This window comes from Arthrobacter sp. 147(2020), from assembly GCF_013116715.1.
Lineage (GTDB): Bacteria > Actinomycetota > Actinomycetes > Actinomycetales > Micrococcaceae > Arthrobacter_D.
This window is the reverse complement of record NZ_JABFOM010000001.1, coordinates 162,737-186,580: the sequence shown is the minus strand read 5'-3', so window position 1 is coordinate 186,580 and position 23,844 is coordinate 162,737. Positions and strand designations below refer to the sequence as shown.

Sequence of the window (23,844 nt, the reverse complement as noted above, 5' to 3'; positions counted from 1 at the left end):
GCGCCACCGCGGGGGAGTGTGATTGAGTTGAAGCATGCACTCGCCGATTGAAGACTACGCACTCGTATCCGACATGCACACCGGTGCGCTGATCTCGAAGTCCGGGAGCGTCGACTGGTTGTGCTTTCCCCGGTTTGATTCCGATTCGGTGTTCGCCGCCCTGTTGGGCGAGGAGGATCACGGCCGCTGGCTTCTCGCCCCGGCGCCGGGGGCCGGCACAGCCGAGGTGGTTCAGTGGCACTACGTCGACTCGACCTTCGTGCTGGTTACCCGCTGGCATACCGATGCAGGAGAGGTGGAGGTAACCGACTTCATGCCGATCGGCGACCGCCGGGCGTCCCTGGTGCGGCGGGTCAAGGGACTGAGCGGCAATGTGCCGATGCGCCAGGAGCTGGTAGTGCGGTTCGGCTACGGCACGATCCTCCCGTGGGTCAGGCGGCACACCGACGACGGCGGCCAGGCCATCTCCGCGATCGCCGGTCCCGACGCCCTGGCACTTCGCGGTGAACAGCTTCCCCACGCCTCCCACCGCCGGCACGAAGGGGAATTCGTCGTCGCCGCCGGTGAAACCGTTGATCTCGAACTCGTCTGGTACCCCTCCTACCGGTTGATGCCCAAGCCGCTGGCCGTTGATACCGCACTGCGGGAAACGATCGATTACTGGTCCGGGTGGGCAGCGAGCTTCGAGCAGCAGGGCCAGTATGACCCGATCGTGAAGCGCTCCCTACTGGTGCTTCGCGCCCTGACGCACGAAGACACCGGCGGTATTGTCGCGGCCCCCACCACATCACTGCCCGAGCACTTCGGTGGTGCACGCAACTGGGACTATCGGTTCTGCTGGCTCCGTGACGCCGCACTGACCCTCGAGGCGATGATGACCCACGGGTATCAGGAGGAGGCGCTGGAATGGCGCAACTGGCTCCTCCGCGCGGTCGCCGGGGACCCCGAAGACCTGCAGATCATGTACGGCGTGGGCGGCGAGCGGGACCTGCCCGAAAAGACCCTTGACCACCTGCCCGGGTACGAATCGTCCACACCGGTGCGGGTGGGCAACGGTGCCGTTGACCAGTACCAGGCCGACGTCGTCGGCGAGGTGATGGTGGTACTGGAGAAGCTCCGCAACCGAGGGGTGGAGGAGGACAGCTTCTCCTGGCCGCTGCAGCGCGCGCTGCTGGGCTTCGCCGAGAACCACTTCGACGACCCCGATCACGGCATCTGGGAGATGCGTGGGGACCTGAAGTACTTCACCCATTCCCGGGTAATGATGTGGGCGGCGTTCGACCGTGGCGTCCGTGCGGTTCGTGAGCACGGGCTGGAGGGCCATGCCGAGCGCTGGGCCGAACTCCGCGACCGGTTGCGCGAAAACATCCTGGAGAAGGGGTTCGACCCGAGCATCAATTCGTTCACCCAGACGTACGGCAGCCCGGAGGTTGACGCGTCACTGCTGCAGCTCCCGCAGGTGGGGTTCCTCGACTACGACGACCCCCGGATGCTGGGGACCGTGGCCCGGCTGGAGAAGGACCTCGCCAACGAACACGGGCTTCTCCTCAGATACCGCACCGAGGCCGGCATGGACGGGCTGGAACCGGGGGAGCACCCCTTCCTGGCCTGTTCCTTCTGGCTTGTTGAACAGTACGCCCGGTCCGGCAGGATCGCGGACGCCAAGAAGCTGATGGACCAGCTCGTGGGGTACGCGAACAGCCTGGGGCTGCTCGCCGAGGAATACGATACGGGTAGCTCACGGATGGCGGGCAACTACCCGCAGGCGTTCTCGCACCTGGCGCTGGTGCGCGCCGCAGATGCTATCCACGGCGTGAACAGCGGCTCCCTCTAGCCTTCCCGGGTCACGCTCGAACCAAAAAAGTGCCGGGCCCGCAGACCTGCTGTCGCGAAACAGCTGATCTGCGGGCCCGGCACTGTTGTGCACCCTGGCTGGCGGGGTGGTTATGGCTGGATGATCACCTTGATGCAGCCATCCTGCTTCTTCTGGAACTTCTCGTAGGCGGCGGGCGCCTCGTCGATGCCGATCGTGTGGGTCATCAGGTCCATGACGCCCAACGGATCCGAGGGGTCCTCGACGATCGGCAGCAGCTCATCGGTCCAGTTGCGGACGTTGCACTGGCCCATGCGGGTCTGGATCTGCTTGTCGAACATGTTCAGCAGGGGCATCGGGCTGGCAGTTCCGCCGTAGACGCCGCTGAGGGAGATGGTTCCTCCGCGTCGGACCGAATCGATCGCCGCATGCAACACCGTGAGGCGGTCCACTCCAGCGGTCTCCATTGCCTTCTTCGCGAGCGCATCAGGCAGCAGGTTGACGGCGTTCTGGGCGAAGGCGCCCAGCGGGGAGTCGTGGGACTCCATGCCGACGGCGTCGACGACTGCGTCTGGCCCGCGGCCGTCAGTCATTTCCCGCAGCTCGTCGCCAATGTCCTTGGTGAAATCGAGCGTCTCAATGCCGTGGCGTTCGGCCATGGCGCGGCGCTCGGGAACGGGCTCAACAGCGATGACCCGCTGGCCGAAGTGCCGGCCGATCCGTGCGGCGAACTGCCCCACCGGGCCCAGACCGAAGACGGCGAGCGTGCCGCCGTCGGGAACGTCCGCGTACTTCACGCCCTGCCAGGCAGTAGGCAGGATGTCGGAGAGGTAGAGGTACCGCTCATCGGGGAGCTCGTGGCCTACCTTGACTGGTCCGTAGTCGGCGTGGGGGACACGCAGGAACTCAGCCTGGCCACCCGGCACCGAGCCGTAGAGCTCCGAGAAGCCAAGGAGGCTGGCGCCGGATCCCTGCGACCGGACCTGGGTGGTCTCGCACTGTGACTGGAGCCCGCGGACGCACATCCAGCAGTGACCACAGGAGATGTTGAAGGGGATAACCACCCGGTCGCCCGGCTTGAGATTTGTGACGGCACTGCCGACCTCCTGCACGATACCCATCGGTTCGTGTCCCAGAACGTCATTCTTGTTCATGTAGGGGGTGAGCACCTCGTACAGGTGCAGGTCGGACCCGCAGATTGCCGAGGAGGTGATGCGAACGATAGCGTCGGTGGGCTCCTGGATCACGGGATCCGGGACCTGTTCTACGCTGACGGTGCTACGGCCCTGCCATGTCACTGCCTTCATGATTCACGCTCCAATTTTGAATAGTAAGTACGCTGACTACCACCAGTATTGCCTTGTTTCGTCAGGATTGAAAGCCGAGTAGGTGAATCCCCAGGCCGCGCCCTACGCTGATTTGGTGAAATACCTGCAGTCGCCCGCGGTCCGGGTTGGCCTTTCGATCGCCGTCGCCACCGGTCTCTACGGCGTATCTTTCGGAGCACTGTCAGTGACTTCCGGATTCGATCTCTGGCAAACCATGGCGCTCAGTCTGCTGCTCTTCAGCGGCGGCTCCCAGTTCGCCTTCATCGGGGTCATCGGGGGCGGCGGAACGGGAGCGGCGGCGATGACCGCTGCGTCCCTGCTGGGCATCCGTAACGCGGTTTACGGGATGCAGATGAATGCGCTGGTGCGGCCTGTCGGCTGGCGGCGGTTCGTGGCCGCCCACGTCACCATTGATGAATCCGCTGCCACCGCGAGCGGCCAGACCGACCCCGTCGAGCGTCGCCTGGGGTTCTGGAGCGCGGGGATCGGCGTCTTCATCCTGTGGAACGTGTTCACGATGGTCGGGGCCCTGGTGGGTGGCGCGCTCGGTGACCCCGCACAGTGGGGCCTTGACGGGGCAGCGGTTGCGGCGTTCTTGGGTCTGCTCTGGCCGCGGCTCAAGGGTCGCGAGCCGGCGGCGATCGCTGTGGTCTGTGCCCTGGTCACGATCGTCGCGGTCCCCCTGGTGGCACCCGGGCTGCCCATCCTGATTGCGGCCGCGGTTGCCGGAGCCATCGGCTGGTTCGGTCACGGCCGGCCCACCGAGGGCCTTGAACCCGACATTGACCCCTACGCTGATGGAGGCGATCACCGATGAACCTGTGGCTCTGGATCCTGCTTGCCTGCGTCGTCGCCTTCCTCACCAAGCTCGCCGGCTACCTGGTTCCGGCGCGGTGGATGGACAACCCCCGGATGAACCGGGTCGCAGGAACGCTGACTATTGGACTCCTCGCGTCGCTGACAGCCGTGAACACGTTCGCCTCTGGCCAGGAACTGGCTCTCGACGCGCGGATCGTCGCCTTAGCAGCCGCGGCGGTGGCGCTGCTCCTGAGGGCACCGTTCCTGGTGGTGGTGCTTGCGGGAGCGGTGGGTGCCGCACTGGCCCGGCTGGCGGGGATGCCCTAAGCCCCCGGCTGGCCGTGGCTTGGCGGGTGCGGGAAGTAGCCGGTGTCAGAGCGCGACGACGGCGGCGGTCGCTTCGGCGATTGCCGCTTCCTCGTCGGTCGGAATCACCAGCACAGGGAACGCCGACTCCTCGGTGCTGATCTGGCGGGGTGCCCTGGACTTCTTCCGGTTCTCGGCGTCGTCCAGATGCAGGTTCAGTGCGCCCAGCCGTCCCACAACACGCTCCCGGAACTGCCAGGAGTTCTCGCCAATTCCCGCAGTGAATACCAGCGCCTGGGCGCCGCCGACTGCCACGTGGTAGCCGCCGATGTACTTGGCCAGCCGGTAGGAGGCGAGGTCCAGGGCCAACTCGGCCCGGGTGTCCCCGCTGGCTGCCGACTCGACCACTGAACGCATGTCGTTCTGCCCGGTCAGACCCTTGAGCCCCGCTTCACGGTTCAGGAGTTGATCCAGGTCCTCGGCCGAGTAGCCCTCGCGGCTGAGGAACAGCAGGATCGACGGATCGATGTCGCCGGAGCGGGTGCCCATCACCAGGCCCTCAAGCGGGGTGAACCCCATCGACGTGTCGATGCTGGCCCCGGCCTGCACCGCAGTGATTGAGGCGCCGTTCCCGAGGTGGGCGATGATCCCGGTGAACGTGGAGGGGGCGACTCCCAGTAGGGCGGCGGCATGGTCGGTGACGTACCCGATTGACGTGCCGTGGAACCCATACCGGCGGATCCCGAACCGGGTGTAGAGCTCGTCGGGGACGGCGTAGCGCCAAGCCTGCTCGGGGATGGTGCGGTGGAACGCCGTATCGAACACCGCAACCTGGGGCATGGTGGGCCATTTGGCGGTGATGGCCCTGATGCCCTGGACATTCGCCGGGTTGTGCAGGGGTGCAAGGGGGCTCAGGCGTTCGATCGCCCTGGTGATCTCGTTGTCCACCAGGACCGGCTCGCTGAACCGTTCACCGCCGTGGACCACCCGGTGCCCCACAGCGTCAATGGCTTGGCCCTGCAACGCCTGCTCGACGTCGTCGGTCACCCGGTCGAGCGCCTCCTGGTGGTCGGCGGGCCCCCCGTGGGTGGAATCACCGATCCGTTCCACGGTGCCGTCGGCCAGCCGTTCACCGGTCTCGGTGTCGCGCACTTGGTATTTCAATGATGATGAGCCCGAATTGATGACAAGAATGATCATGATGCCTCCTGCCAGAAACTCTACTGGAGGCTGCTGACGTGGTCCGGCGGCTGACAGCAGGCGACCGGGCACCTGTAAGCACCCATTTTCGATGTAGCTGGAGGCAAGTCGAGTAGCATCGGCGTATGGAAGCTACCGAGGTGGTGCGGCGGTACTGGTCTGCGGTGTGGAGCCGTGACTGGAACGCTGTTGGACGAACACTTGCCGACGACGTGGAGGTCTTCTGGCCCGTTACACGCGAAATCATCCGTGGCAGGGACAACCTTGTCGCGGTGAACTCAGAGCATCCAAACGGGTGGAGCATTGACGTGCTGAACGTTTACGACGCCGGCGGCGTCGTGGTGTCCGAGGTGCAGGTGCCTCAAGAGGACGTTGGCATCTTCCGTGTTGTCTCGATTTGGACCGTCGCCGAGGGCGTTATTACTTCCGGCCGCGAATACTGGACCCTCTACGGTGGGGAGGAAGGCCGCGACTGGCGGCGCAAATACAGCACAGTTGGCGACCTTCCCTCCTGAGATGCGCTTCCGTTAAGCCTCAGGCCGGCAATTCTCCCGGAGACTGCTCTCCTCCACCGCTGGCGTACGCTCACATGGCCGACAGTTCGCCGAGCACCGTGCCGTCTTCCGCCTGAAGGGTCATCACGCCTGCGCGGACCCGTCCGAGCGTGGCCTGGCCCAGCCACCCCTCGGCATCATCGCAGGTGGCGGTTGCGGCGGGGTCGGGAGTCAGGGTCACCGAGTCGGACTCCTCTCCGGGCTCCCAGGTCCCGGCTACCTCTCCACAGTCGTCACTGCCGGAGTACGACCTGTCCACCTGGATGGATAGGAACGGCGACGTCGGTGTCCTCTCCTCGGTCCAGTACCCGATCGGCAGGCCCTGCGGACCCACGCTGGAATCGGTGGAGCGGACCAGTTCGGTGCTCACCGATCCGTCGAAGTCATACAACGTCAGCGTATCCCCGTCGACGGCGACGGTGGACGCCAGCGAGACCGCAGACGGAAGGGCAGCACCATCGCACCCCATAAGGGTCTGCGGTCCCATGGTGGTGACCAGGTCATTGTCCTGGCCGAGGTCCCAGGTTCCCTGTACCCGGTTGCACCCGTCGGACGCGCTCCACGAGTTGTCCTGCACGAACGCAACATAGGGCTGCTCCAGGGTGTCGAAGGTTTCCTCAACGGTCCAGGTGCCGACGAGGCTGCCTGGCTGCAGGGGTTCCGGTGGTGGGCTGTCATCATCCACAGGCGACGAGGACGCGCACCCGCCGAGGGCCACACAGAGTCCAATTCCCAGTACTACTGCCGAACGTCGCCTGATCCTGCTCACGGTTCACGGTCCCATAAGGGATGTGGCCGGCTGCTCACCCGCAGTGGGTGAAACCTTGACGCGGACGTGGCCCGGATGCTGGTCGTTTTAGTGCACCTAGGCGGTCTCAGTTCTCCTGGTCGGTATCTTGTGCCTGGACCGCTGTGATTGCGACGGTATTGACGATGTCTTCGACGGTGCAGCCACGGGAGAGGTCATTGACCGGCTTCCGGAGCCCCTGCAGGACCGGTCCCACCGCAACCGCGCCGGCCGACTGCTGGACCGCCTTATAGGTGTTGTTGCCCGTGTTGAGGTCGGGGAAAATGAAGACGGTGGCCTGGCCGGCCACTGAGGAACCCGGCAACTTGGACTCGGCGACCGTCGCGTCGACGGCGGCGTCATACTGAATGGGTCCCTCCACCGGAAGGTCGGGCCGGCGTTCGCGCACCAGTTCGGTGGCACGGCGCACCTCGTCCACTGCACCCCCGGAGCCTGATTCACCGGTCGAGTAGGAGAGCATCGCCACCCGGGGGTTCACGCCGAACTGCTGGGCGGTCTCGGCCGATGCGATAGCGATATCGGCGAGCTGCTCGTCATTGGGGTCGGGGTTGACCGCGCAGTCGCCGTAGACCAGGACTCGGTCGCGCAGCAGCATCAGGAAGACCGAGGAGACAATTTTCACTCCCTCCTTGGTCTTCACGAACTCGAGCGCTGGGCGAATGGTGTTGGCGGTGGTGTGGGCTGCGCCGGACACCATGCCGTCCACTTTCCCGAGCTGGACCATCATGGTCCCGAAGTAGGCGCCTTCCAGCATGCGCTCGCGGGCGCTTTCGATGGAAACGCCCTTGTGGGAGCGAAGCCGCGTGTACTCGGCGGCAAATTCCTCCCGGAGCTCCGAGGTGGCCGGGTCAATCAGGGTCAGCCCGGTCAGGTCGATACCCTGCCCGGCCGCGAGTTCCCTGACCTTCGCCTCCGGCCCCAGGATGGTGAGGTCGCAGACGTCCCGCCGGTGCAGGATTTCGGCGGCCCGGAGGATCCTCGGGTCCTGCCCCTCGGGCAGGACAATGTGTCGACGCTGGGACCGTGCCCGTTCGATCAGGTCGTGGAGGAATCGCAGCGGGGTCATCGTCAGTGCCCGGGGCAACTCCAGCCGTTCAAGGAGTTCTGGCTCATCGACCTGCCGCGCCCAGGCGCCCAGGGCAGCGGCCGCCTTGCGCCGCAGCCCGGTGGCGATCTCGCCGCGCACCTCGCTGACCCGACGCGCGGCCGTGTACGTGTCGTCGTCGACAGCGAACACGGGGAACGGTGCCTGGGCGAGCAGGGAAAGGATCGTGGAGTCCGGGGCGAGGCCTCCGGTGAGGATCATCCCGGATGGGACCGGAAACTCGGCCGAGAAGGAGGACGCCAGGGTTGCCACCATGACGTCGGCACGGTCGCCGGGCACAATCACCAGGGCGCCGTCGGTGAGCTTGTGCAGGAAATTCCCCACGTTCATCGCGGCGACCTTGATCGACGCGACATCCCGTTCAAGGGTCGGGCTGCCGGCAATCTGACGGGCACCGAGCGCCCGCGCCACCTCGCCGACAGTGGGCCGGGAAATCTCGGCAAGTTCGGGAATCACGTAGACGGGACGCCCGGAACGCCCCGGCCGGACCTGTGCACTGATCTCGGCGACGGCGTCGTCGGCGGCCCGGTTCACCATCATCGCCAGCAGCGAGACCTGCGCGGCGTCCAGTTCCCTGCGGGCGACGTCGACGGCGTCGGCCGCCTCGGGGACCGACATTTCCTTCGCGTTCACCACCGCCAGCACCATGGCACCCAGGTTGTTCGCCAACCGGGCGTTGAGATCGAACTCAAGGGCGGCGTCGTGCCCGCTGAGATCGGTGCCCTCGACGATGATGACGTCGCAGTCACGGGCGATCTCGCTGTAGATGGCAACGCAGCGGGTATCGATTTCTTCGCGCTGCCCCTTGACCAGCAGCGCCCGCGCCTCGGCGCGCGTGAGGCCGCCGCGCGCACGGGATGCGGGCAGGTCGAAGGTGCGCTGCATCAGGTTGACCATCGGGTCCGCCGCCACGTCATCCCCCTCGACGATGGGTCGGAAGAATCCCACCCGGTCGGAGTGCCGGTGCAGCATGTCCGCCAACCCCAGTGAGATTAGTGACTTTCCTGAGCCTTCGGTCATGGCGCTGACGTATATTCCACGAGTCATTGACTCATCCTCCCAAACCACGGCGGCTGTAGCCATGACGGCGGGCACATCAGCGGGTTTTGTCTGCGGATGGAGTGTTCCCGGGATCCCCCGCGCACCTGTGACGGGTGATCCCGGGAGCTGGCCGACGATTCGTGCAGTTGTGGCGGGTTGAGAAGCGCTCACCCCGCCACATCTGTACCCGGGATCCCCAGACGACGGCGGCCCGTCCACCCCAACCCGCCAGGGCTGCACAAATTCTTCAGCAACCCCTTCCGCTCGGGCGTCACTATGCCAGACTTGGACCATGCTTGTAGCCTTCTCAGTTGCCCCGGCCGGACACGGCACCACCACAGGCGAAAACGCTGACGGTTCGGTCCACGATGCGGTGGCCGAAGCCGTGAAGATTGTCCGCGACTCGGGCCTGCCGAACCAGACCGACTCGATGTTCACCACCATCGAGGGCGACTGGGATGAGGTGATGGAGGTGATCAAACGGGCCACCGAGGCTGTCGGCAAGTACGGCAGCCGTGTCTCACTGGTCCTGAAAGCCGACATCCGGCCCGGCTATTCGGGTGAGCTCACCGGTAAGGTGGAACGCCTTGAGCAGGCAATTGACGAGATGGATGAGTACCAGGGCCATTCATGACTGGAAGGGCTGACCTATGACCGGATGGGCCGACGTCGAGCGCTACCTGGTGGACACAGTGGTCCACCCGGACGGCGCATTGGTCAACGCCGTTGAGGCGACAGCCCACGCGGGGATGCCAGCCATCGAAGTGACCCCCACCCAGGGGAAGTTCCTGATGCTGTTGGCGAAGATCGCCGGTGCCCGCCGGGTCCTCGAGATCGGTACCCTCGGCGGGTTCAGCACCATCTGGCTGGCCCGGGGGATTCCCGACGACGGCACTGTCGACACCTGCGAGTACGAGCAGGCCCACGCCGACGTCGCCCGCAGAAACCTTGACCTGGCGGGAGTGGGTAAGAAGGTCACCATCCACGTGGGTGCGGCGCTCGACACGCTGCCCACCCTGGCCGGGCCCTACGACCTGTTCTTCATCGACGCCGACAAGGTCAACAACCCGCGGTATCTCGACTGGGCCATCCGGCTCTCCCGGCCCGGCAGTGTCATTGTGCTCGACAACGTGGTGCGCGGGGGATCGGTCCTGGAGGCCCACGGGGATGAGGCGGTGCAGGGCACCCGTGGTGCGCTCGAACTGCTGGGCTTGCACCCCCAGCTGGAGGCGACGGCGCTGCAGACCGTGGGTTCCAAGGACTGGGACGGGTTGGCGTTGGCCGTGGTGGTAGCTGCCGCGCCCTAAACTGGACTGGTGAAATTTTCCATCCGCCGGGCGTCACCCGATGACGCCGAAGCGTACTCGCGCACGCACCTTCAGGGCCTGCACGAGACCTACGCCCAGATCATGCCACCGGCATTCCATCGCCATTACGACGCCGAACTTCCGGTCCTGATTGCCAAGCGACGTGAAGCTCTTGAGGCCGGCGCGGCGAGTTGGCTGGCATTCGACGAGGCGGGGGCAGCGGTGGGCATCGCGACCTCGGGGCCCGGCCGCGACGACGACCGCCCCGACTTTGAGTTGCACCACATCTACACCCTCGCCTCGACCCACGGCACCGGCCTGGGCCAGCAACTGCTGGACGCAGCGATCGAGGACCAGGCAGCGTACCTGTGGATATTGAACGGCAACCCCCGGGCTGAGCGCTTCTACCTCCGCAATGGGTTTGAACCCGATGGCACGTCTACCCTGTGCGGGCCCACCTGGCACCACCGCCCCATGTTCAGGATGCACCGGCAGCAACAGGTAACCGGCGGCCACGAACGGACAGCGGTGGTAGATTCACGGCAGTGACTGATGCACAGGTGGTTCCGGCTCCGGTGCGGCTAGCATGACAACCATGTCCCCGTTCACGATCCGGCCAAGCGCCTCCAACGAGGTGGAGGCCATGCTCCGCATGAAGAACCTCGCGTGGCGGCAAACCTATACCGGCCAGCTGAGCGACGCTGCGTTTGACCGGCTCGACGCGGAACTGCCCGCACAGGCGGCCCACTGGCAGGACAGTATCAGGCAGGGCGCCAAGCCTCCGCTGGTAGCGACCGATGCCCGCGGCGACATCGTCGGGGTCGCCGCTGGTGGGCCTGCGCGCGGCGACAACCCCCCGGCAGAGGTCGAGTTGTATATGGTCTATGTGCTGGCGGAGGCGCACGGCACCGGGCTAGGCCAGCAGTTGGTAAGCGGTGCTATCGGCGCAGCCCCGGCCTTCGTCTGGGTTTTGGAGAGCAACGCCCGGGCGATTGCGTTTTACCGGAAGCTCGGCTTCACCCCAGATGGAACCGCTGAACCCCTGTCAGACCAGTGGAATCACCAGCGCGAGCTGCGCATGGTCCGGGCAATGACGCCGTGACCGTGACTGTCCGCCGGGCGACCCCCGACGACGCCGGCGCCCTGGTGGAGCTGCATAACCGGACGTGGCGTGAGGCCTACGGCCACCTGGGCCCGCCCGAATTCTTCGACGCACGGGAAGCCCGCGCCGCCGCCGACGCCGCAGATCGTCGCCGGGAGCTCGAGGACGGCATTCCGTGGATGGTGGCGGTCGACGAGGATGACACGCTCGTCGGGTTGGCGCTCGCGGGCCCCAGCCGGGACACGGACCGGGACGGAACTGAGTTGTACTTCCTCTACGCGCTCCAGCGCTTCTACGGCCGTGGAGTGGGCCCGGCGCTGCTTGCCGAAACGCTCGGTGAGCAGGCGGCAAGCCTCTGGGTGCTGGAAGTGAACCACCGGGCTACCGCCTTCTACGTGAGGAACCGGTTCGTCGCCGACGGTGCCCGACGGAAGGTCAGGACCGAGGGATCCGACCTTCAGGAGATCAGGATGGTGCGTCACTAATGGGCAGGCAACGTGCGCCCCGCCCGGGCGCCTCGAGAGCGGCGGCTGAGAATGACACGGGACCGGTCGCCGGAATCTATGAGACGGACACCGGCACGTGCGAGCTGGAACCCGATCCGTTCAATCCCAACGGTTGGATCCTCAAGGTCAACGGGGTGCCGAGTTCCCACATCGATCTGAGCGACCCGCTGCGGCTCGACTTTGAGTACATGCGGTGGATTGCGGCACTCGTCGAATCCCGCCAGCGGGACCCCCTTCGGGGTGAGGGTGCTCCGCTGCGCGCACTGCACCTTGGCGGCGGCGCGTGCTCGCTGGCACGCTATCTGGCAGCGGCATTTCCCGAAGCGCGTCAGGTGGTGGTGGAGCTCGACGGAAAGCTCGCCGGGCTGGTGCGTGACTGGTTCGATCTGCCGCGGGCCCCCCTGGTGCGCATCAGAGTGGGGGAGGCGAGGGAAGTGACCGAGTCCCTTACCGCTGGTAGCCGGGACCTGATCATCCGTGACGTCTTTGCCGGCAGCACCACCCCGCGCCCCCTGACCACCCTCGAGTTCACCCAGCATGCCAGCCGGGTCCTGAGCGAGGGCGGCCTTTACCTGGTGAACTGCGGTGACTCGCCAGCCCTTGCCGGGGCACGCCGGGAGGCGGCCACGATCGGCGAGGTCTTCAAACACACAGCGATCATCGCCGACCCGGCGATGCTCAAAGGCCGGCGCTACGGGAACGTGATCATCGCGGGTAGCGACAGCCCGCTGGACCAGGACCCGGGTCTGGCACGGGTGCTGCTGGGCGGTGGTGTGCCTGCCCACGTCTGGGATGACACGCGGGTGCGGAAGTTCAGCAACGGAGCCCGGGTGATCCGCGACCAGTAGCCCGATCGGACGCTCAGGGGTCCTCAGTGCGTCGTGTGTCTGCCCAATAGACGGTCTTCGTAGGCGGTAGTGGCCTCCCGCAATGACGCAACCACGGCGGCGACCGCTGGCTGCCGGAGCGAATCAGGCCTCGCCACCAGCCAGTACGCGAGCCGCTCGGCAATCTGGTCGGGGAGCAGGCGGACAAGATCGAGGTGGCGGTCGGCCATGAAGCACGGCAGCAGACCGATTCCCGCGCCGGAACGGGTTGCCTCCACGTGGACAAAGACGTTAGTTGAACTGAGCGAATCCCTCATGGCCGGGAGCAGGCGGCGCGGAGTGTCGAGGCTGTCGACCTGCAGCATTGAATCGATGAAGTAGACCAACTGGTGCTCGGTGGCTTCAGCCACGGTCTGTGGCGTCCCCCAGTCGGCCAGGTAGTCGCGCGATGCATAGAGTCCCAGCATGTATTCACCCAGGCGGATGGCTTCCGCTCGATGCACCTGCGGCTCACCGACCACCACCTCTAGGTCGAGCCCGCTGCGGGTCTGCGATGCGCGGCGGGTTGCTGCAACGATCTCGATCGACAGTCGCGGGTGCAGCCGCCGCAACCGGGCAAAGGCTGGCGCGGCAATGTAGGCGCTGAACCCGTCGGTGGCGCTCATGCGGACGACGCCGGCAACGGCGGCCCCGTCGTCGTCCCCGTTGGTGAGTATCGACACCGCCGAGGCCACCCGTTCCGCAGCAGCGACCGCCCGGTGCCCCAACTCCGTGAGTTCCCACCCTCCGCTGGCCCGGACAAGCACATGGCCGCCGAGGCTCTTCTCCAGGGCCGCGATCCGACGGGAGACGGTCGTATGGTTCACCCCGAGGGCGTCGGCGGCGGTAGTGAAACGACCACTGTGCGAAACGGTGAGCAGGATCAGCAGGTCGTCAGGGTTCAGCGGGGTCATATCTGCATTTTTGCACCTCTCTGGTGCGATCTTGGTCATTGATCTGCATCAAATCTGCAGCAATACTCAATGAGGTTGTCCGTGGGGTGACGTCAGTCACAACATCACGCAGTATGCATCGTGTCACCGTCGACACAGAAGGAGAACGCCATGAGCGTCAATCAACGCTCCGCCCAGCCCGGGCCTCAAGGGTCCACCGGCCACGACCGAACCGACGAATCGGGCCTGAAGAAGGTTGTCGCCGCCTCAATGGTGGGAACCGTTGTCGAGTGGTACGAATTCTTTCTCTACGCCACGGCAGCGACCCTGGTATTCGCCGTCGTCTTCTTCCCCAACGCTGCCACCCCGCTGGACGGCATCATCGCCGCGTTCCTGACCTACGCCGTCGGCTTCATCGCCCGCCCGCTCGGCGGGATCTTCTTCGGCCAGATCGGGGACAAGCTCGGCCGCAAACACACCCTGCAGGTGACGATAATCCTGGTGGGTGTCGCCACCTTTCTGATGGGCTGCCTGCCGGGCTTCAACACCATCGGCTACTGGGCGCCCGCCCTGCTGGTGGTCCTGCGCTTCATCCAGGGATTCGCGGTCGGCGGTGAGTGGGGCGGAGCTGTCCTGCTGGTTGCCGAGCACAGCCCCAACAAGTCCCGCGGCTTCTGGGCCAGCTGGCCACAGGCGGCCGTGCCGGTGGGAAACCTGCTCGCCACGGTAGTGCTCCTGACCATGTCCTTCATTCTGCCGGAGGACGAATTCCTCGCCTGGGGCTGGCGCGTGGCGTTCTGGCTCTCGGCAGTCATCGTGGTGATTGGCTACTACATCCGGACCCACGTCAGCGAAGCCCCGATCTTCCTTGAGGCCCGCGAGCAGGTGGAGCGGGAGAAGTCGATCAACTACGGGGTCCTTGAGGTAGTGAAGAAATACCCCAAAGGAATCCTCGGAGCCATGGGCCTGCGGTTCGCCGAGAACATCCTGTACTACATCATCGTCAGCTTCTCGATTGTCTACCTCAAGACCGTCCACGAGTACGACACCAGCCAACTCCTCCTCGCGCTTCTGATCGCCCACGTGGTTCACTTCCTGGTGATCCCGCAGGTGGGCCGGTTGTCCGACCGGTTCGGCCGGAAACCTGTCTACCTGGCGGGAGCAATCCTTGGGGCGACGTGGGCGTTCTTCGCCTTCCCGATGTTCGACACCCAGAACCCCGTGATCATCATCCTGGCCGTCACCATCGGTCTGTGCTTCCACGCCCTGATGTACGCGGGCCAACCAGCGATCATGGCGGAAATGTTCCCCACCCGGATGCGGTACTCGGGCGTCTCCCTGGGTTACCAGGTGACGTCGATCATCGCCGGATCGATGGCGCCCATCATCGCGACCGCCATCCTGCAGGAGACCGGCTCCTGGGTGGGGGTTGCCCTGTACGTCCTCGGCGCCTGCGTGGTCACCGGAATCGCCGTCGTGACCCTGCGCGAAACCAGGGGTATCTCCCTGCGCGACGTCGACGCCGAAGACGCGCACCGGCATGGCCTCTCGGCACCCCAGGGCGCCAGCTGATGGTCGCCTCACGCCCGCAGCAACTGGGGGCATCGGGGAGCGCCAGCGGGCAGCCACTTGCCGGGCGCCGGGCGCTGGTGACCGGCGGTGCCAGCGGTATCGGCGCTGCGACAGTGCGCGCCCTCGCCGCGCAGGGTGCGTTCGTGACGGTGGCCGACCGGGATGGCGATGGCGCGGCCACCCTGGCGAGTGAGGTTGACGGTGACGCCTGGACGGTGGACCTGCTGCACACCCGGGAACTGGAGGACCTCTCCCTCGATGTGGACATCCTGGTCAACAACGCGGGGATCCAGTCCGTACAGCCGATCCACAAGTTTGACCCAGCCGATTTCCGGCGCATTCACACCCTGATGCTGGAGGCACCCTTCCTGCTGATCCGCGCGGCACTGCCGGGGATGTACGAGAGGGGATTCGGACGGATCATCAATGTGTCTTCCATCCACGGGCTCCGGGCCTCACCGTTCAAGGCGGCGTATGTCTCCGCGAAGCACGGCCTCGAGGGGCTGTCCAAGGTGACAGCTCTCGAGGGCGGGGAGCACGGTGTGACGAGCAACTGTGTGAACCCCGGGTACGTGCGCACACCGCTGGTCGAGAATCAGATCAGTGACCAGGCGCGACTGCATGGGATTTCCGAGGAGGACGTGCTCGCGACCATCATGCTGACGGAGAGCGCGATCAAACGGATGGTCGAGCCGGAGGAAGTGGCAGGCCTCGTGTGCTGGCTGGCTTCCGACCTGGCAGGCATGGTGACCGGTTCGTCCTATGTGATGGACGGTGGCTGGTCGGCCCGCTGACCGATTGAACTGGCGCTAGCGCAGGCCCAGCGCCAGTTCAATCGGCCCAATCCCGAAGAACACGACGAACGCGCCAGCGACAGCCCACATCAGGGGGTGGATCTCCCGTGCCCGGCCCTGGAAGGTGCGTACCAGGACATAGGCGATGAACCCGGCCCCCAGTCCGTTGGCGATCGAGTAGGTGAACGGCATCAGGATGAAGGTCAGGAACGCCGGGATGGCGACGCCCCAGTCCTGCCAGTCGATCCGGCCGACCTGCGCCACCATCATGAACCCGACCACGACGAGGGCGGGCGCCACCGCCTCGAACGGCACCAGGGAGATCAGCGGGGTAAAGAACATCGCCAGCAGGAACAGGATACCCGTGACAATGTTGGCAATGCCGGTGCGCGCACCCTCGCCGATCCCGGCGCCGGATTCGACGTAGATCTGGTTGGAGGACACGGACCCGGCGCCACCGGCGACGGCGCCAAGAGCGTCGACCACGAGGACCCTGTTGACGCCCGGGATGTTCCCCTTCTTGTCCACCAGCTTCGCCTCGTTGGCCAGCCCCACCATGGTGCCCATCGCGTCGAAGAAGATGCTCAACAGGATGGTGAAGGTCAGGAGCAGTGCTGCGGTAGCCCCGATCGTGCCGAATGCGCCGAACAGGCTCACGTTGCCGATCAGGGACAGGTCCGGAACTCCCACCCACGATCCGGCCGGAATCTCGGGTACCACCAGGGACCAGCCCTGCGCGTTAGCACCGTCGGGGCCGACGCTTGGGCCCACGTTGGCGACTGCTTCAATGATGACGGCGAGGATGGTGGAGGCAATCACACCAATCAGGATCCCGCCGCGGACCTTCCGGACCACCAGGGCGATGGTGAGGATCAGACCGAACACGAAGACGAGCGTGGGCCAGCCGAGCAGTGCTCCCTCGAAGCCCAGGCCCACCGGGACGGTGGTTTGTGCGTCGTCGGGGACCCTCCTGACAAACCCTGCATTGACCAGGCCGATCAAGGCAATAAACAAACCGATGCCGACCACGATCGCGGTCTTGAGGCTTTCGGGGACGGCGTTGAAAACGGCGGTCCGGAAGCCGGTGAGGACCAGAATCAACATGGTCAGCCCAGCAAGCATCACCAGGCCCATAACCTGTGGCCACGTCAGTTCAGGGTTGGTGGCCACGGTGATCGCGACGAAGGCGTTCACACCGAGTCCGGTAGCCAGTGCGAAAGGATACTTAGCCCATGCACCCATCACAATCGTCAGGATTCCGGCTACGAGCGCTGTCACTGCCGCAACCCGTTCGAAACCCAGTTCAGCACCGGAGGAGTCTGCTCCCGCCAGAATGAGCGGGTTGAGGACCACGATGTAGCTCATGGCGAAGAAAGTGGCCACCCCACCGCGGATCTCCCGCGCGTAGGTGCTGCCTCGCTGGGAGACTTCGAAATAGCGGTCCAGTACGGAACCCTTTTTGAGCATGGTCATTCCTTGAACGAAGTGGGGAGGTCTGCCGGTTGATTCTATCTGCTGCTCGCCGGTCTTCCGCTTCTTCCCAGCGAGCTGACAGGACCGGCACGTAGAGTTGCCGTATGAGTAGCACCAACTCCCGTTCTGCACGGGCCGCAGCCAGCAATGTCTTCGTCAGGGTGCCCGCCCTGTTAGCCGCGATGTTGCTGGTGGTCTTGATGACAGCATTGGGTTCCGCGTCCACTGCCAACGCCCACGACGAGCTGGTCGGCAGCAACCCCGAGGACGGAGCAAGCGTTGAGCAGCTCCCCGAGGCGATTGAGCTGACCTTTTCCAACGTACCGTCAGGGATCGGCTCGGAAGTTGAAGTCCTTGACCAGACAGGCGGCAACTGGGCCGACGGAGACGTCGCCATCGTCGATCGGGTGGCAAGCCAACCGCTCCGCGCGGGAGCGCCGGCCGGAGAGTACACGGTGAACTGGCGAGTGGTTTCCTCGGATTCGCACCCCATTGAAGGCACCTTCACCTTCACCTTCACCGCTGCTGCTGCGGGTACAGCCCAATCCCCGTCGGCCGCAGTAGGCACCCAGGGGCCCATCGAAATCGAGGAAGCCGAGCAGACGGCGCAGGGCGATTTCCCGTGGAGCATTGTGGTGATGGTGGTGGTTCTGATCGGACTTGCTGTCTTCCTGGCAGTCTCAGCACGGAAGCGGTTGCGGCAAGGATCTGATTCCTAGCACTTTCATCGGGATCGGTATGCCGATCCGCTTCGAAAAACGCCACCCTTCTTTGGCCCGGTGTTACCGGCAACGTCGGGACGTTGACTAGACGCTGATGGCCCGGGTAGGGACGAACAGCGGTGGATGCTGAACAATCGCACTGCTGACCAGTTTCGCCTGCCGCACAATTTCCCGGGTGGTGGGGCTCAGCAATTCGCCAACACCCACCAGATGCAGGCCGATCGCCTGGGTGGCCGACTTCAGGTCATGGCCAACTGCGAGTCCGAGGGAGAGCAGAAACCGGCGGAGCTGGTTTTGGGGGTACTTCGTCAGGACCACATGGTCGGCTAGCAGCACGCCGCAGTCGGTTTGAACTGCCCACTTCTTGGCTCCCAGGATTGGGGCGGGCAATAGCTTCGAATGGCCCACTACGCATAGATTCTCGGCGAGGGTGCTATGACGGATATCCAATGAATGACTGCTGGCATACCCGCGCAGCAATCGAAGCAGCTCGGTTCGTTCCGACAGGGACACCGAATCAGTGAGCGCGGTCCGGGACAGCTGCCCGGTGTCCACCGGGTCCAGGCACTCCACCACGATGGAGTGGATGCCCCGTCGGCTCAACTCGCTGGCCACCGCCAAACCGGGAAGTCCCGAGCCGATCACCACAGTGGTGGTGAGTTCCGCACCGCCATGCACGGCTGAGCGTGTGACCACGGTTCCGGGCATCGGCGAACTCACAGGTAGACCTCCGGGGGATGGTGTAATTCCGCACGGCCCGGCGCCTCTTCCGGGCCGTGCGGACACTTGGCTGCGAACGGGTCAACCAAGCGCACTTCGTTACAGACGACCCACAAGTGGCTCATTCCAGTAACGATTTCTCGAAGCGTACATAACTTTGGGCACGGTGAATAGTCCTATGCGGGAGAGTAGGCTTTGAAATAGTTTGGCGGCGGTTCGCGATTGTCGACTGGACGCCGGAGTTTGTGACCGTAGGGAGGCGTGGCCATGGAAAAGGCACAGTCTGAGAATGGTGTGAACAGTCGCTACGGCAGCGGGATCGTCGTCGGCGTGGACGGGTCCGACCAGAGCCAGTGTGCACTGGTCTGGGCGGCCCACGAGGCCGAGCGCAGGGGCACCCGCCTGAGCGTTGTGACGGCCTACACGGTTCCGGTGTTCGCGGCCTCCAGCATGGATGCCGGATACGCCACCATCGATGACGCCGTCATCCGCGAGGGTGCCGAAGCAGTGGTCTACCAGGCCGTCGAGCGCATCAAAGGGCACCCCATCGACGTTGTTCCCCGGGTGGAAGCTGGCGACGCCGCCGGGGTGCTGTTGGAGCTCTCCGAGGAAGCCGAGCTGATTGTGGTGGGCTCCCGGGGACGTGGCGGCTTTGTCGGACGGCTGCTGGGATCGGTGAGCAGCGCGGTCCCCGGACATGCCAAGTGCCCCACTGTAGTGATTCCGCTGTGCGCTGCCCGCCGCCTCCATGAGGCAGGCGTGGAACCGCCCCGGATGAAGGGTGAGCCGGGCCCCACCGCGGACGAGGTGGAGAAGGTGGTTGTGGTGGGCGTTGACGGTTCGGAACAGGCTCGTATGGCCTCCCTGGCCGCAGCCGAACAGGCGGTCTCACGGGGGATGCCGCTGCGGGTGGTCTGCTCACTTCCGCCGTTTACCGGGTCACTGGCGTGGGTGCCGGCGCCTCTGGACCGGGAGGCGCTGCACGCTGACATCCGGGTTCAACTGAACGCCGGGAAGAAGTGGCTCCAGAGCCACTTCCCGGGCCTGGAGATCACAGTTGACCTCCTCGATGGACCGCCGGTGGAGGTGCTCATCGAATCCTCCCGGACGTCTGAGTTGCTGGTGGTCGGCACACGAGGGCGCGGAGGCTTTGCGGGAATGCTGCTCGGCTCCACTAGTCAGGGAGTACTGCATCATGCCAAGGGACCGGTGCTGGTTGTCCCCGACAGTGATGACCCCCGGCTCCAGGACCGCGAAAAGTTCGGACCGATGGTTGTACCTACCAGCTGATCAATCGGTAGCTGGTGCTTTAGAACCTGGCCACCAGTGGGTAGAGGTTCGGCATTCCGCCCATATGGGCCAGATCGGTCACCAGGATGCCCTGGGACTCGTTAAGGGCGTTGACCACGCGGTTGTTCCCCACGTAGATACCCACGTGATAGAAGTTTCCCGGTGTCCCCCAGAACACCAGGTCCCCTGGCTGTGCCTGGGCCAGCGGGACGTGGTTGGAGGTGGCTGCGTACTGGGCGGTTGCCACCCGTGGGAGTGAGATGCCGCCGGACGCGAAGGCTTGCTGTACCAGGCCAGAGCAGTCGAAGCCGAGCGGCCCGGTTCCACCCCATTGGTAAGAGTGCGGAGACCCAGTCTTGGACATGGCATAGCTGATGGCTGCTGAGACAGCGACACCGTCGGAAGGCGGTGGTGCGGGTGCCGGCGGCGCTGGTGCTGGCGGCGCTGGCGCCGGGGTGGGTTCTGGCGCAGGAGGTGACGGGGCGGGTGCCGGCGGCCGTGGCACGGGAGTGTGCGAAGGCTCGGGTGTGGGCTCCGGGGCCTGGACCGGAGGCGTGGGCACTGGCCGGCGGTTGGGGGCGGGAGTGCTCGGCGCTGGCTCTTCCGCGGCAGGTGTGGGGGGCACGATTGCCGCGGGTGCCGCCGGCTGGGCCTCAATTGACTCCTCCGCGGCCAGCTCAGCCGCCGCAGCGCGCTCAGATTCGGCGATAATCCGGGCCAGGTCGCGCTCGCGCTGTTGGGCCTCGAGACCGGAGATCCGGCGCTCCTCCAGGGCGGCTGTGGTGTCGCGCAGTGATGCAAGCTGCTGAACCAGGATGGCCCGTTCGGATTCCCGCTCGGCTACCAACCGTTCCGCGGCCGCGGTGGCGCGCTGGTTTGCAACTCCCGCAGAGCGTGCCGCGTCTGCGGCGTCTGCTGCTGCCTCACGTGCAGCAGAAGCGCCAGTGCGGAGGGCATCCCAGATGTTCGCGGCCGTCCGTGCGTTGGTGAACGTGGTGGCCCGATTGGCTGACAGGCCGTACATGGTGGAGGCCCGGTACATCAGCTCATCAGGGTCGTCGCTGCTCAGCAGCATTGTCATGCCAGGGGTAACACCCCCGGACCGGTACAGGTCGCCAGCCAGCTGGCCGACCTCGGCTGTCGCGGCCTCATGACCGGCGGCCGCCTCTTCAGCAAGTGCGGTAGTGGCAACGGCTGTGGCGCGACGCTCCTCCAGGACCGCGAGGGCGTCGACGTACGCGCCCTGAGATTCCATGGCCGTGGTCTGGGCATCCTGCAGATCAGCCGTAGCTGCAGCGAGGGTGTCCTCGATCTCTGTTACCAGGGCGGTGGTCGCCGCTGTGCTCGCCAGGGCGGCAGCTACCTCCGCGGCGGAAGGGATATCCCCAGCGGGCGCGGCAACGGCGGGGGCGAGGCACACACTGCTCAGCAGGACGGTCGCCGCGAGGACGCCAGTCGCCTGCAGGGAGCGCACACGCCGCTTTCCAGATGACTGCACTATTCCTCGTATCCTCGCGCGGCATGTTACACAACAGTCACGAGAATAGGGCGGCGTATGTCACTTAAGCAACATTGGTCACACCAGTACCATAAACGACATTCGTGTCATTTCCCGCCTTATCGGCGCGGCGTGGCGCGCATCCCCGTCCTGTCAGGCGTGTTGGCGGGTTTCATGGACTGCGTGCTCGGCTGGTTCGATCTGGAAGGTGCAGTGGCGGGTATCGAAATGGTTACGAAGACAGTGGGTCAGCCGGTCGAGAACCTGGTCCACTCCCTCTGCATTGAGGGTTTCGCCATCAACCACCACGTGGGCTGAAAAGACCGGGACCCCCGAGGTGATGGTCCAGGCATGGATATCGTGAACCCCCACCACCCCATCGACGCCCAGAATGTGGCTGCGGATCATCTCAGAGTCGACACCCTTGGGTGCCGCTTCAAGCAGTACGTTGATGACTTCCCGGAGGAGGCTCCACGCACGGGGGAGGATCATCAGCGCTATGGCTATCGAGGCCAGGGCATCAGCCTGGAGAAAACCGGTAGTTGCGATGACTATTGCCGCCACGATTACCGCCACCGAGCCCAGGAGGTCACCCAGTACCTCCAGGTAGGCCCCCCGCAGGTTCAGGCTTTCGGCCTGTCCGTCACGCAGGATCAGGAGACAGGCCAGGTTGGCTGCCGCGCCGATCACTGCTGTCACAATCATTACGTCGGTACGAATGTCGGGAGTGGTGGAGATTCGCCGCAACGCCTCGATCAGGATGACAACGGCGATCACCACCAGGATGATCGCGTTTGCAAGCGCGGCGAGCACCTCAGCCCGTTGGTACCCATAGGTGCTTCGCCGGGTGGCGGGGCGCGTGGCGATCCAGGCGGCGAAGAGGGCGATCGAGACGCCCGCCGCGTCCGAGAGCATGTGACCCGCATCGGCCAGCAGCGCCAGCGAACCCGAAAGAACCGCGCCCAGCACCTGGACGACCACGATCGTCAAGGTGATGGCCACGACAAGTATCAACTTCCGGCGATGCTTGTTGGTTGCGGTGCCCTGCGGCAACCCATGATCGTGCGCGTTCATGTACCCAAGTATCCGCCGAGCAGACCCGCCAGGCGAGTCGCGGCAGCCGGCCCTACCCCCAGCCCAGTTCGTGCAACCTGTCGTCGTCGATTCCGAAGTGATGGGCCACCTCGTGAATGACCGTAATGAGGATCTCCTCGATGAGTTCCTCGCGGGTCTCACAATGGCGCATCAGCGGCTGCCGGAAGATGCTGATGCTGTCCGGCAGGGAGCCCGCCTCCCACCAGGAGTCGCGTTCGGTCAGGGGGGTGCCCTCGTAGAGTCCCAGGAGCTCAGTGTCAGGGTCTTCGCCGGGGCCGGGCTCGTACTCCTCCCGAACAAAGATGGCGACGTTGTTCATGGTGCGCATCAGATCCTCGGGAATCTGGTCGATCGCGTCATCCACGGCGGACTCGAAGTCTTCAAGGGTCATCTCTATCGGCACACTCACGACTGTACCGCCGTGATGAGCAGACTGCCGCGGGCCGTAGCGGCCGCCGTTTTGTGGAATCGTCGCGCAGGCCCTATAGTTTTATAGGTCCACAGCAGGGGAGAATTTCTTGCCTCGTGTGGTCCAGGCCCCCATCGTCTAGCGGCCTAGGACACCGCCCTTTCACGGCGGCGGCACGGGTTCGAATCCCGTTGGGGGTACGCAGGAGCAATTCGTTTCTAGGTAACACTAGGGCGGTCAGGAAGCGGCTGAGATGCTGGTAGGCTGAAGCTCTTGTAAAAAATGCAAGGCCCTGTAGCGCAGTTGGTTAGCGCGCCGCCCTGTCACGGCGGAGGTCGCGGGTTCAAGTCCCGTCAGGGTCGCTCAGGTTGCCAGTTTCGACTGGTCGACCGCGGTGACTGTCGTAGGATAGTTGCACGGCTCTGTAGCTCAGTTGGTAGAGCGTTCGACTGAAAATCGAAAGGTCACCGGATCGACGCCGGTCGGAGCCACCAGCTAAAACCCCCGGTCAGCCGGGGGTTTTTTCTTTTTAACCATTCGTTGGTGAGGCCGCCCGGATCAGGCCACTGGAGGCCCTGTGGGCGCAGAGACACAAATGCCCCGCGGCCCTGAAGTGCGGGACGCGGGGCATTCGGTAAATCGGC

24 protein-coding genes and 3 tRNA genes are annotated in these 23,844 nt (G+C 65.1%); 17 read left to right on the top strand and 10 right to left on the bottom strand.

Going from position 1 to position 23,844, the window contains the following annotated elements; all coding sequences use genetic code 11:
• The first annotated feature begins 34 nt into the window (after positions 1-34).
• The gene (locus HMI58_RS00900) at positions 35-1,834 is read left to right on the top strand and encodes a glycoside hydrolase family 15 protein (protein ID WP_171617835.1); all 1,800 of its coding nucleotides are present in this window, start codon (positions 35-37) and stop codon (positions 1,832-1,834) included.
• A gap of 110 nt (positions 1,835-1,944) precedes the next feature.
• Here the strand turns inward: HMI58_RS00900 and HMI58_RS00895 are convergent, their stop codons facing one another.
• Positions 1,945-3,120 (bottom strand): zinc-dependent alcohol dehydrogenase, encoded by a 1,176-nt coding sequence (locus HMI58_RS00895; protein WP_171585010.1) that lies wholly within the window; start codon positions 3,118-3,120, stop codon positions 1,945-1,947.
• A 115-nt stretch (positions 3,121-3,235) separates the two neighbouring features.
• Here HMI58_RS00895 and HMI58_RS00890 point away from each other — a divergent pair, with 115 nt between their 5' ends.
• Positions 3,236-3,958 (top strand): AzlC family ABC transporter permease, encoded by a 723-nt coding sequence (locus tag HMI58_RS00890; protein ID WP_171617834.1) that lies wholly within the window; start codon positions 3,236-3,238, stop codon positions 3,956-3,958.
• Positions 3,955-4,266, top strand: coding sequence for an AzlD domain-containing protein (locus tag HMI58_RS00885; RefSeq protein WP_171617833.1), 312 nt, complete (start codon positions 3,955-3,957; stop codon positions 4,264-4,266). The genes HMI58_RS00890 and HMI58_RS00885 overlap by 4 nt, the downstream gene beginning before the upstream one ends.
• A gap of 45 nt (positions 4,267-4,311) precedes the next feature.
• Here the strand turns inward: HMI58_RS00885 and HMI58_RS00880 are convergent, their stop codons facing one another.
• The gene (locus HMI58_RS00880) at positions 4,312-5,445 is read right to left on the bottom strand and encodes an acetate kinase (protein ID WP_171617832.1); all 1,134 of its coding nucleotides are present in this window, start codon (positions 5,443-5,445) and stop codon (positions 4,312-4,314) included.
• A 125-nt stretch (positions 5,446-5,570) separates the two neighbouring features.
• Here HMI58_RS00880 and HMI58_RS00875 point away from each other — a divergent pair, with 125 nt between their 5' ends.
• Complete coding sequence (locus HMI58_RS00875; protein ID WP_171617831.1) at positions 5,571-5,960, top strand: nuclear transport factor 2 family protein; 390 nt, start codon at positions 5,571-5,573, stop codon at positions 5,958-5,960.
• A 70-nt stretch (positions 5,961-6,030) separates the two neighbouring features.
• Here HMI58_RS00875 and HMI58_RS00870 read toward each other — a convergent pair whose 3' ends face one another.
• Together HMI58_RS00870 and pta are read right to left on the bottom strand one after the other, a co-directional pair.
• Positions 6,031-6,768 (bottom strand): META domain-containing protein, encoded by a 738-nt coding sequence (locus HMI58_RS00870; protein ID WP_171617830.1) that lies wholly within the window; start codon positions 6,766-6,768, stop codon positions 6,031-6,033.
• A gap of 106 nt (positions 6,769-6,874) precedes the next feature.
• Entirely contained in the window at positions 6,875-8,959 is a 2,085-nt protein-coding gene (gene pta, locus HMI58_RS00865; protein WP_171617829.1) for a phosphate acetyltransferase, read from the bottom strand.
• 286 nt (positions 8,960-9,245) lie between these two features.
• Between pta and HMI58_RS00860 the strand changes: the two genes are divergently transcribed.
• From HMI58_RS00860 to HMI58_RS00835, 6 genes are read left to right on the top strand one after another with little or no spacing between them, the layout of a single operon-like run.
• Positions 9,246-9,587 (top strand): thiamine-binding protein, encoded by a 342-nt coding sequence (locus HMI58_RS00860; protein WP_171587149.1) that lies wholly within the window; start codon positions 9,246-9,248, stop codon positions 9,585-9,587.
• Between the two features lie 16 nt (positions 9,588-9,603).
• Positions 9,604-10,260 (top strand): O-methyltransferase, encoded by a 657-nt coding sequence (locus HMI58_RS00855; protein ID WP_171617828.1) that lies wholly within the window; start codon positions 9,604-9,606, stop codon positions 10,258-10,260.
• Positions 10,261-10,269: 9 nt separating this feature from the next.
• Positions 10,270-10,809 carry a GNAT family N-acetyltransferase gene (locus tag HMI58_RS00850; protein WP_318779101.1) on the top strand — a complete coding sequence of 180 codons (540 nt, stop codon included), beginning with the start codon at positions 10,270-10,272 and terminating at the stop codon, positions 10,807-10,809.
• A gap of 46 nt (positions 10,810-10,855) precedes the next feature.
• The gene (locus tag HMI58_RS00845) at positions 10,856-11,362 is read left to right on the top strand and encodes a GNAT family N-acetyltransferase (RefSeq protein ID WP_171617827.1); all 507 of its coding nucleotides are present in this window, start codon (positions 10,856-10,858) and stop codon (positions 11,360-11,362) included.
• The gene (locus tag HMI58_RS00840) at positions 11,359-11,847 is read left to right on the top strand and encodes a GNAT family N-acetyltransferase (protein WP_171587152.1); all 489 of its coding nucleotides are present in this window, start codon (positions 11,359-11,361) and stop codon (positions 11,845-11,847) included. Before HMI58_RS00845 ends, HMI58_RS00840 begins: the two co-directional genes overlap by 4 nt.
• Positions 11,847-12,716, top strand: coding sequence for a fused MFS/spermidine synthase (locus tag HMI58_RS00835; protein WP_171587153.1), 870 nt, complete (start codon positions 11,847-11,849; stop codon positions 12,714-12,716). The genes HMI58_RS00840 and HMI58_RS00835 overlap by 1 nt, the downstream gene beginning before the upstream one ends.
• 23 nt (positions 12,717-12,739) lie before the next feature.
• Here HMI58_RS00835 and HMI58_RS00830 read toward each other — a convergent pair whose 3' ends face one another.
• Positions 12,740-13,648 (bottom strand): LysR family transcriptional regulator, encoded by a 909-nt coding sequence (locus HMI58_RS00830; protein ID WP_171617826.1) that lies wholly within the window; start codon positions 13,646-13,648, stop codon positions 12,740-12,742.
• A gap of 150 nt (positions 13,649-13,798) precedes the next feature.
• Here HMI58_RS00830 and HMI58_RS00825 point away from each other — a divergent pair, with 150 nt between their 5' ends.
• Both HMI58_RS00825 and HMI58_RS00820 read left to right on the top strand, forming a co-directional pair.
• Positions 13,799-15,199, top strand: a complete 1,401-nt coding sequence (locus HMI58_RS00825; protein WP_275690912.1) for an MFS transporter — start codon at positions 13,799-13,801, stop codon at positions 15,197-15,199.
• Complete coding sequence (locus HMI58_RS00820; RefSeq protein WP_171617825.1) at positions 15,199-15,993, top strand: 3-hydroxybutyrate dehydrogenase; 795 nt, start codon at positions 15,199-15,201, stop codon at positions 15,991-15,993. Before HMI58_RS00825 ends, HMI58_RS00820 begins: the two co-directional genes overlap by 1 nt.
• Positions 15,994-16,008: 15 nt before the next feature.
• Here HMI58_RS00820 and HMI58_RS00815 read toward each other — a convergent pair whose 3' ends face one another.
• Positions 16,009-17,460: an NCS2 family permease gene (locus tag HMI58_RS00815; RefSeq protein WP_171617824.1), complete on the bottom strand. Its 1,452-nt coding sequence runs from the start codon at positions 17,458-17,460 to the stop codon at positions 16,009-16,011.
• Positions 17,461-17,570: 110 nt separating this feature from the next.
• Between HMI58_RS00815 and HMI58_RS00810 the strand changes: the two genes are divergently transcribed.
• Entirely contained in the window at positions 17,571-18,185 is a 615-nt protein-coding gene (locus HMI58_RS00810) for a copper resistance CopC family protein (RefSeq protein ID WP_171617823.1), read from the top strand.
• Positions 18,186-18,272: 87 nt separating this feature from the next.
• On the opposite strand, the gene HMI58_RS00805 is transcribed toward HMI58_RS00810, so the two are convergent.
• The gene (locus HMI58_RS00805; protein WP_318779100.1) at positions 18,273-18,908 is read right to left on the bottom strand and encodes an FAD-dependent monooxygenase; all 636 of its coding nucleotides are present in this window, start codon (positions 18,906-18,908) and stop codon (positions 18,273-18,275) included.
• A 267-nt stretch (positions 18,909-19,175) separates the two neighbouring features.
• On the opposite strand from HMI58_RS00805, the gene HMI58_RS00800 reads away from it, so the two are divergent.
• Entirely contained in the window at positions 19,176-20,198 is a 1,023-nt protein-coding gene (locus HMI58_RS00800) for a universal stress protein (protein WP_171617822.1), read from the top strand.
• 19 nt (positions 20,199-20,217) lie between these two features.
• On the opposite strand, the gene HMI58_RS14790 is transcribed toward HMI58_RS00800, so the two are convergent.
• From HMI58_RS14790 to HMI58_RS00785, 3 genes are all read right to left on the bottom strand, one after another.
• Entirely contained in the window at positions 20,218-21,696 is a 1,479-nt protein-coding gene (locus tag HMI58_RS14790) for an NlpC/P60 family protein (RefSeq protein WP_318779099.1), read from the bottom strand.
• 153 nt (positions 21,697-21,849) lie between these two features.
• Positions 21,850-22,770 carry a cation diffusion facilitator family transporter gene (locus HMI58_RS00790; RefSeq protein WP_171617821.1) on the bottom strand — a complete coding sequence of 307 codons (921 nt, stop codon included), beginning with the start codon at positions 22,768-22,770 and terminating at the stop codon, positions 21,850-21,852.
• A 52-nt stretch (positions 22,771-22,822) separates the two neighbouring features.
• Positions 22,823-23,182: a metallopeptidase family protein gene (locus tag HMI58_RS00785; RefSeq protein ID WP_171587208.1), complete on the bottom strand. Its 360-nt coding sequence runs from the start codon at positions 23,180-23,182 to the stop codon at positions 22,823-22,825.
• A gap of 145 nt (positions 23,183-23,327) precedes the next feature.
• Between HMI58_RS00785 and HMI58_RS00780 the strand changes: the two genes are divergently transcribed.
• The 3 genes from HMI58_RS00780 (at position 23,328) to HMI58_RS00770 (ending at position 23,694) form a co-directional block, all read left to right on the top strand.
• A tRNA-Glu gene (locus tag HMI58_RS00780) sits at positions 23,328-23,400 on the top strand.
• 88 nt (positions 23,401-23,488) lie between these two features.
• A tRNA-Asp gene (locus HMI58_RS00775) sits at positions 23,489-23,562 on the top strand.
• 56 nt (positions 23,563-23,618) lie between these two features.
• Positions 23,619-23,694 (top strand) — tRNA-Phe (locus HMI58_RS00770).
• The last annotated feature ends 150 nt before the right edge of the window (positions 23,695-23,844 follow it).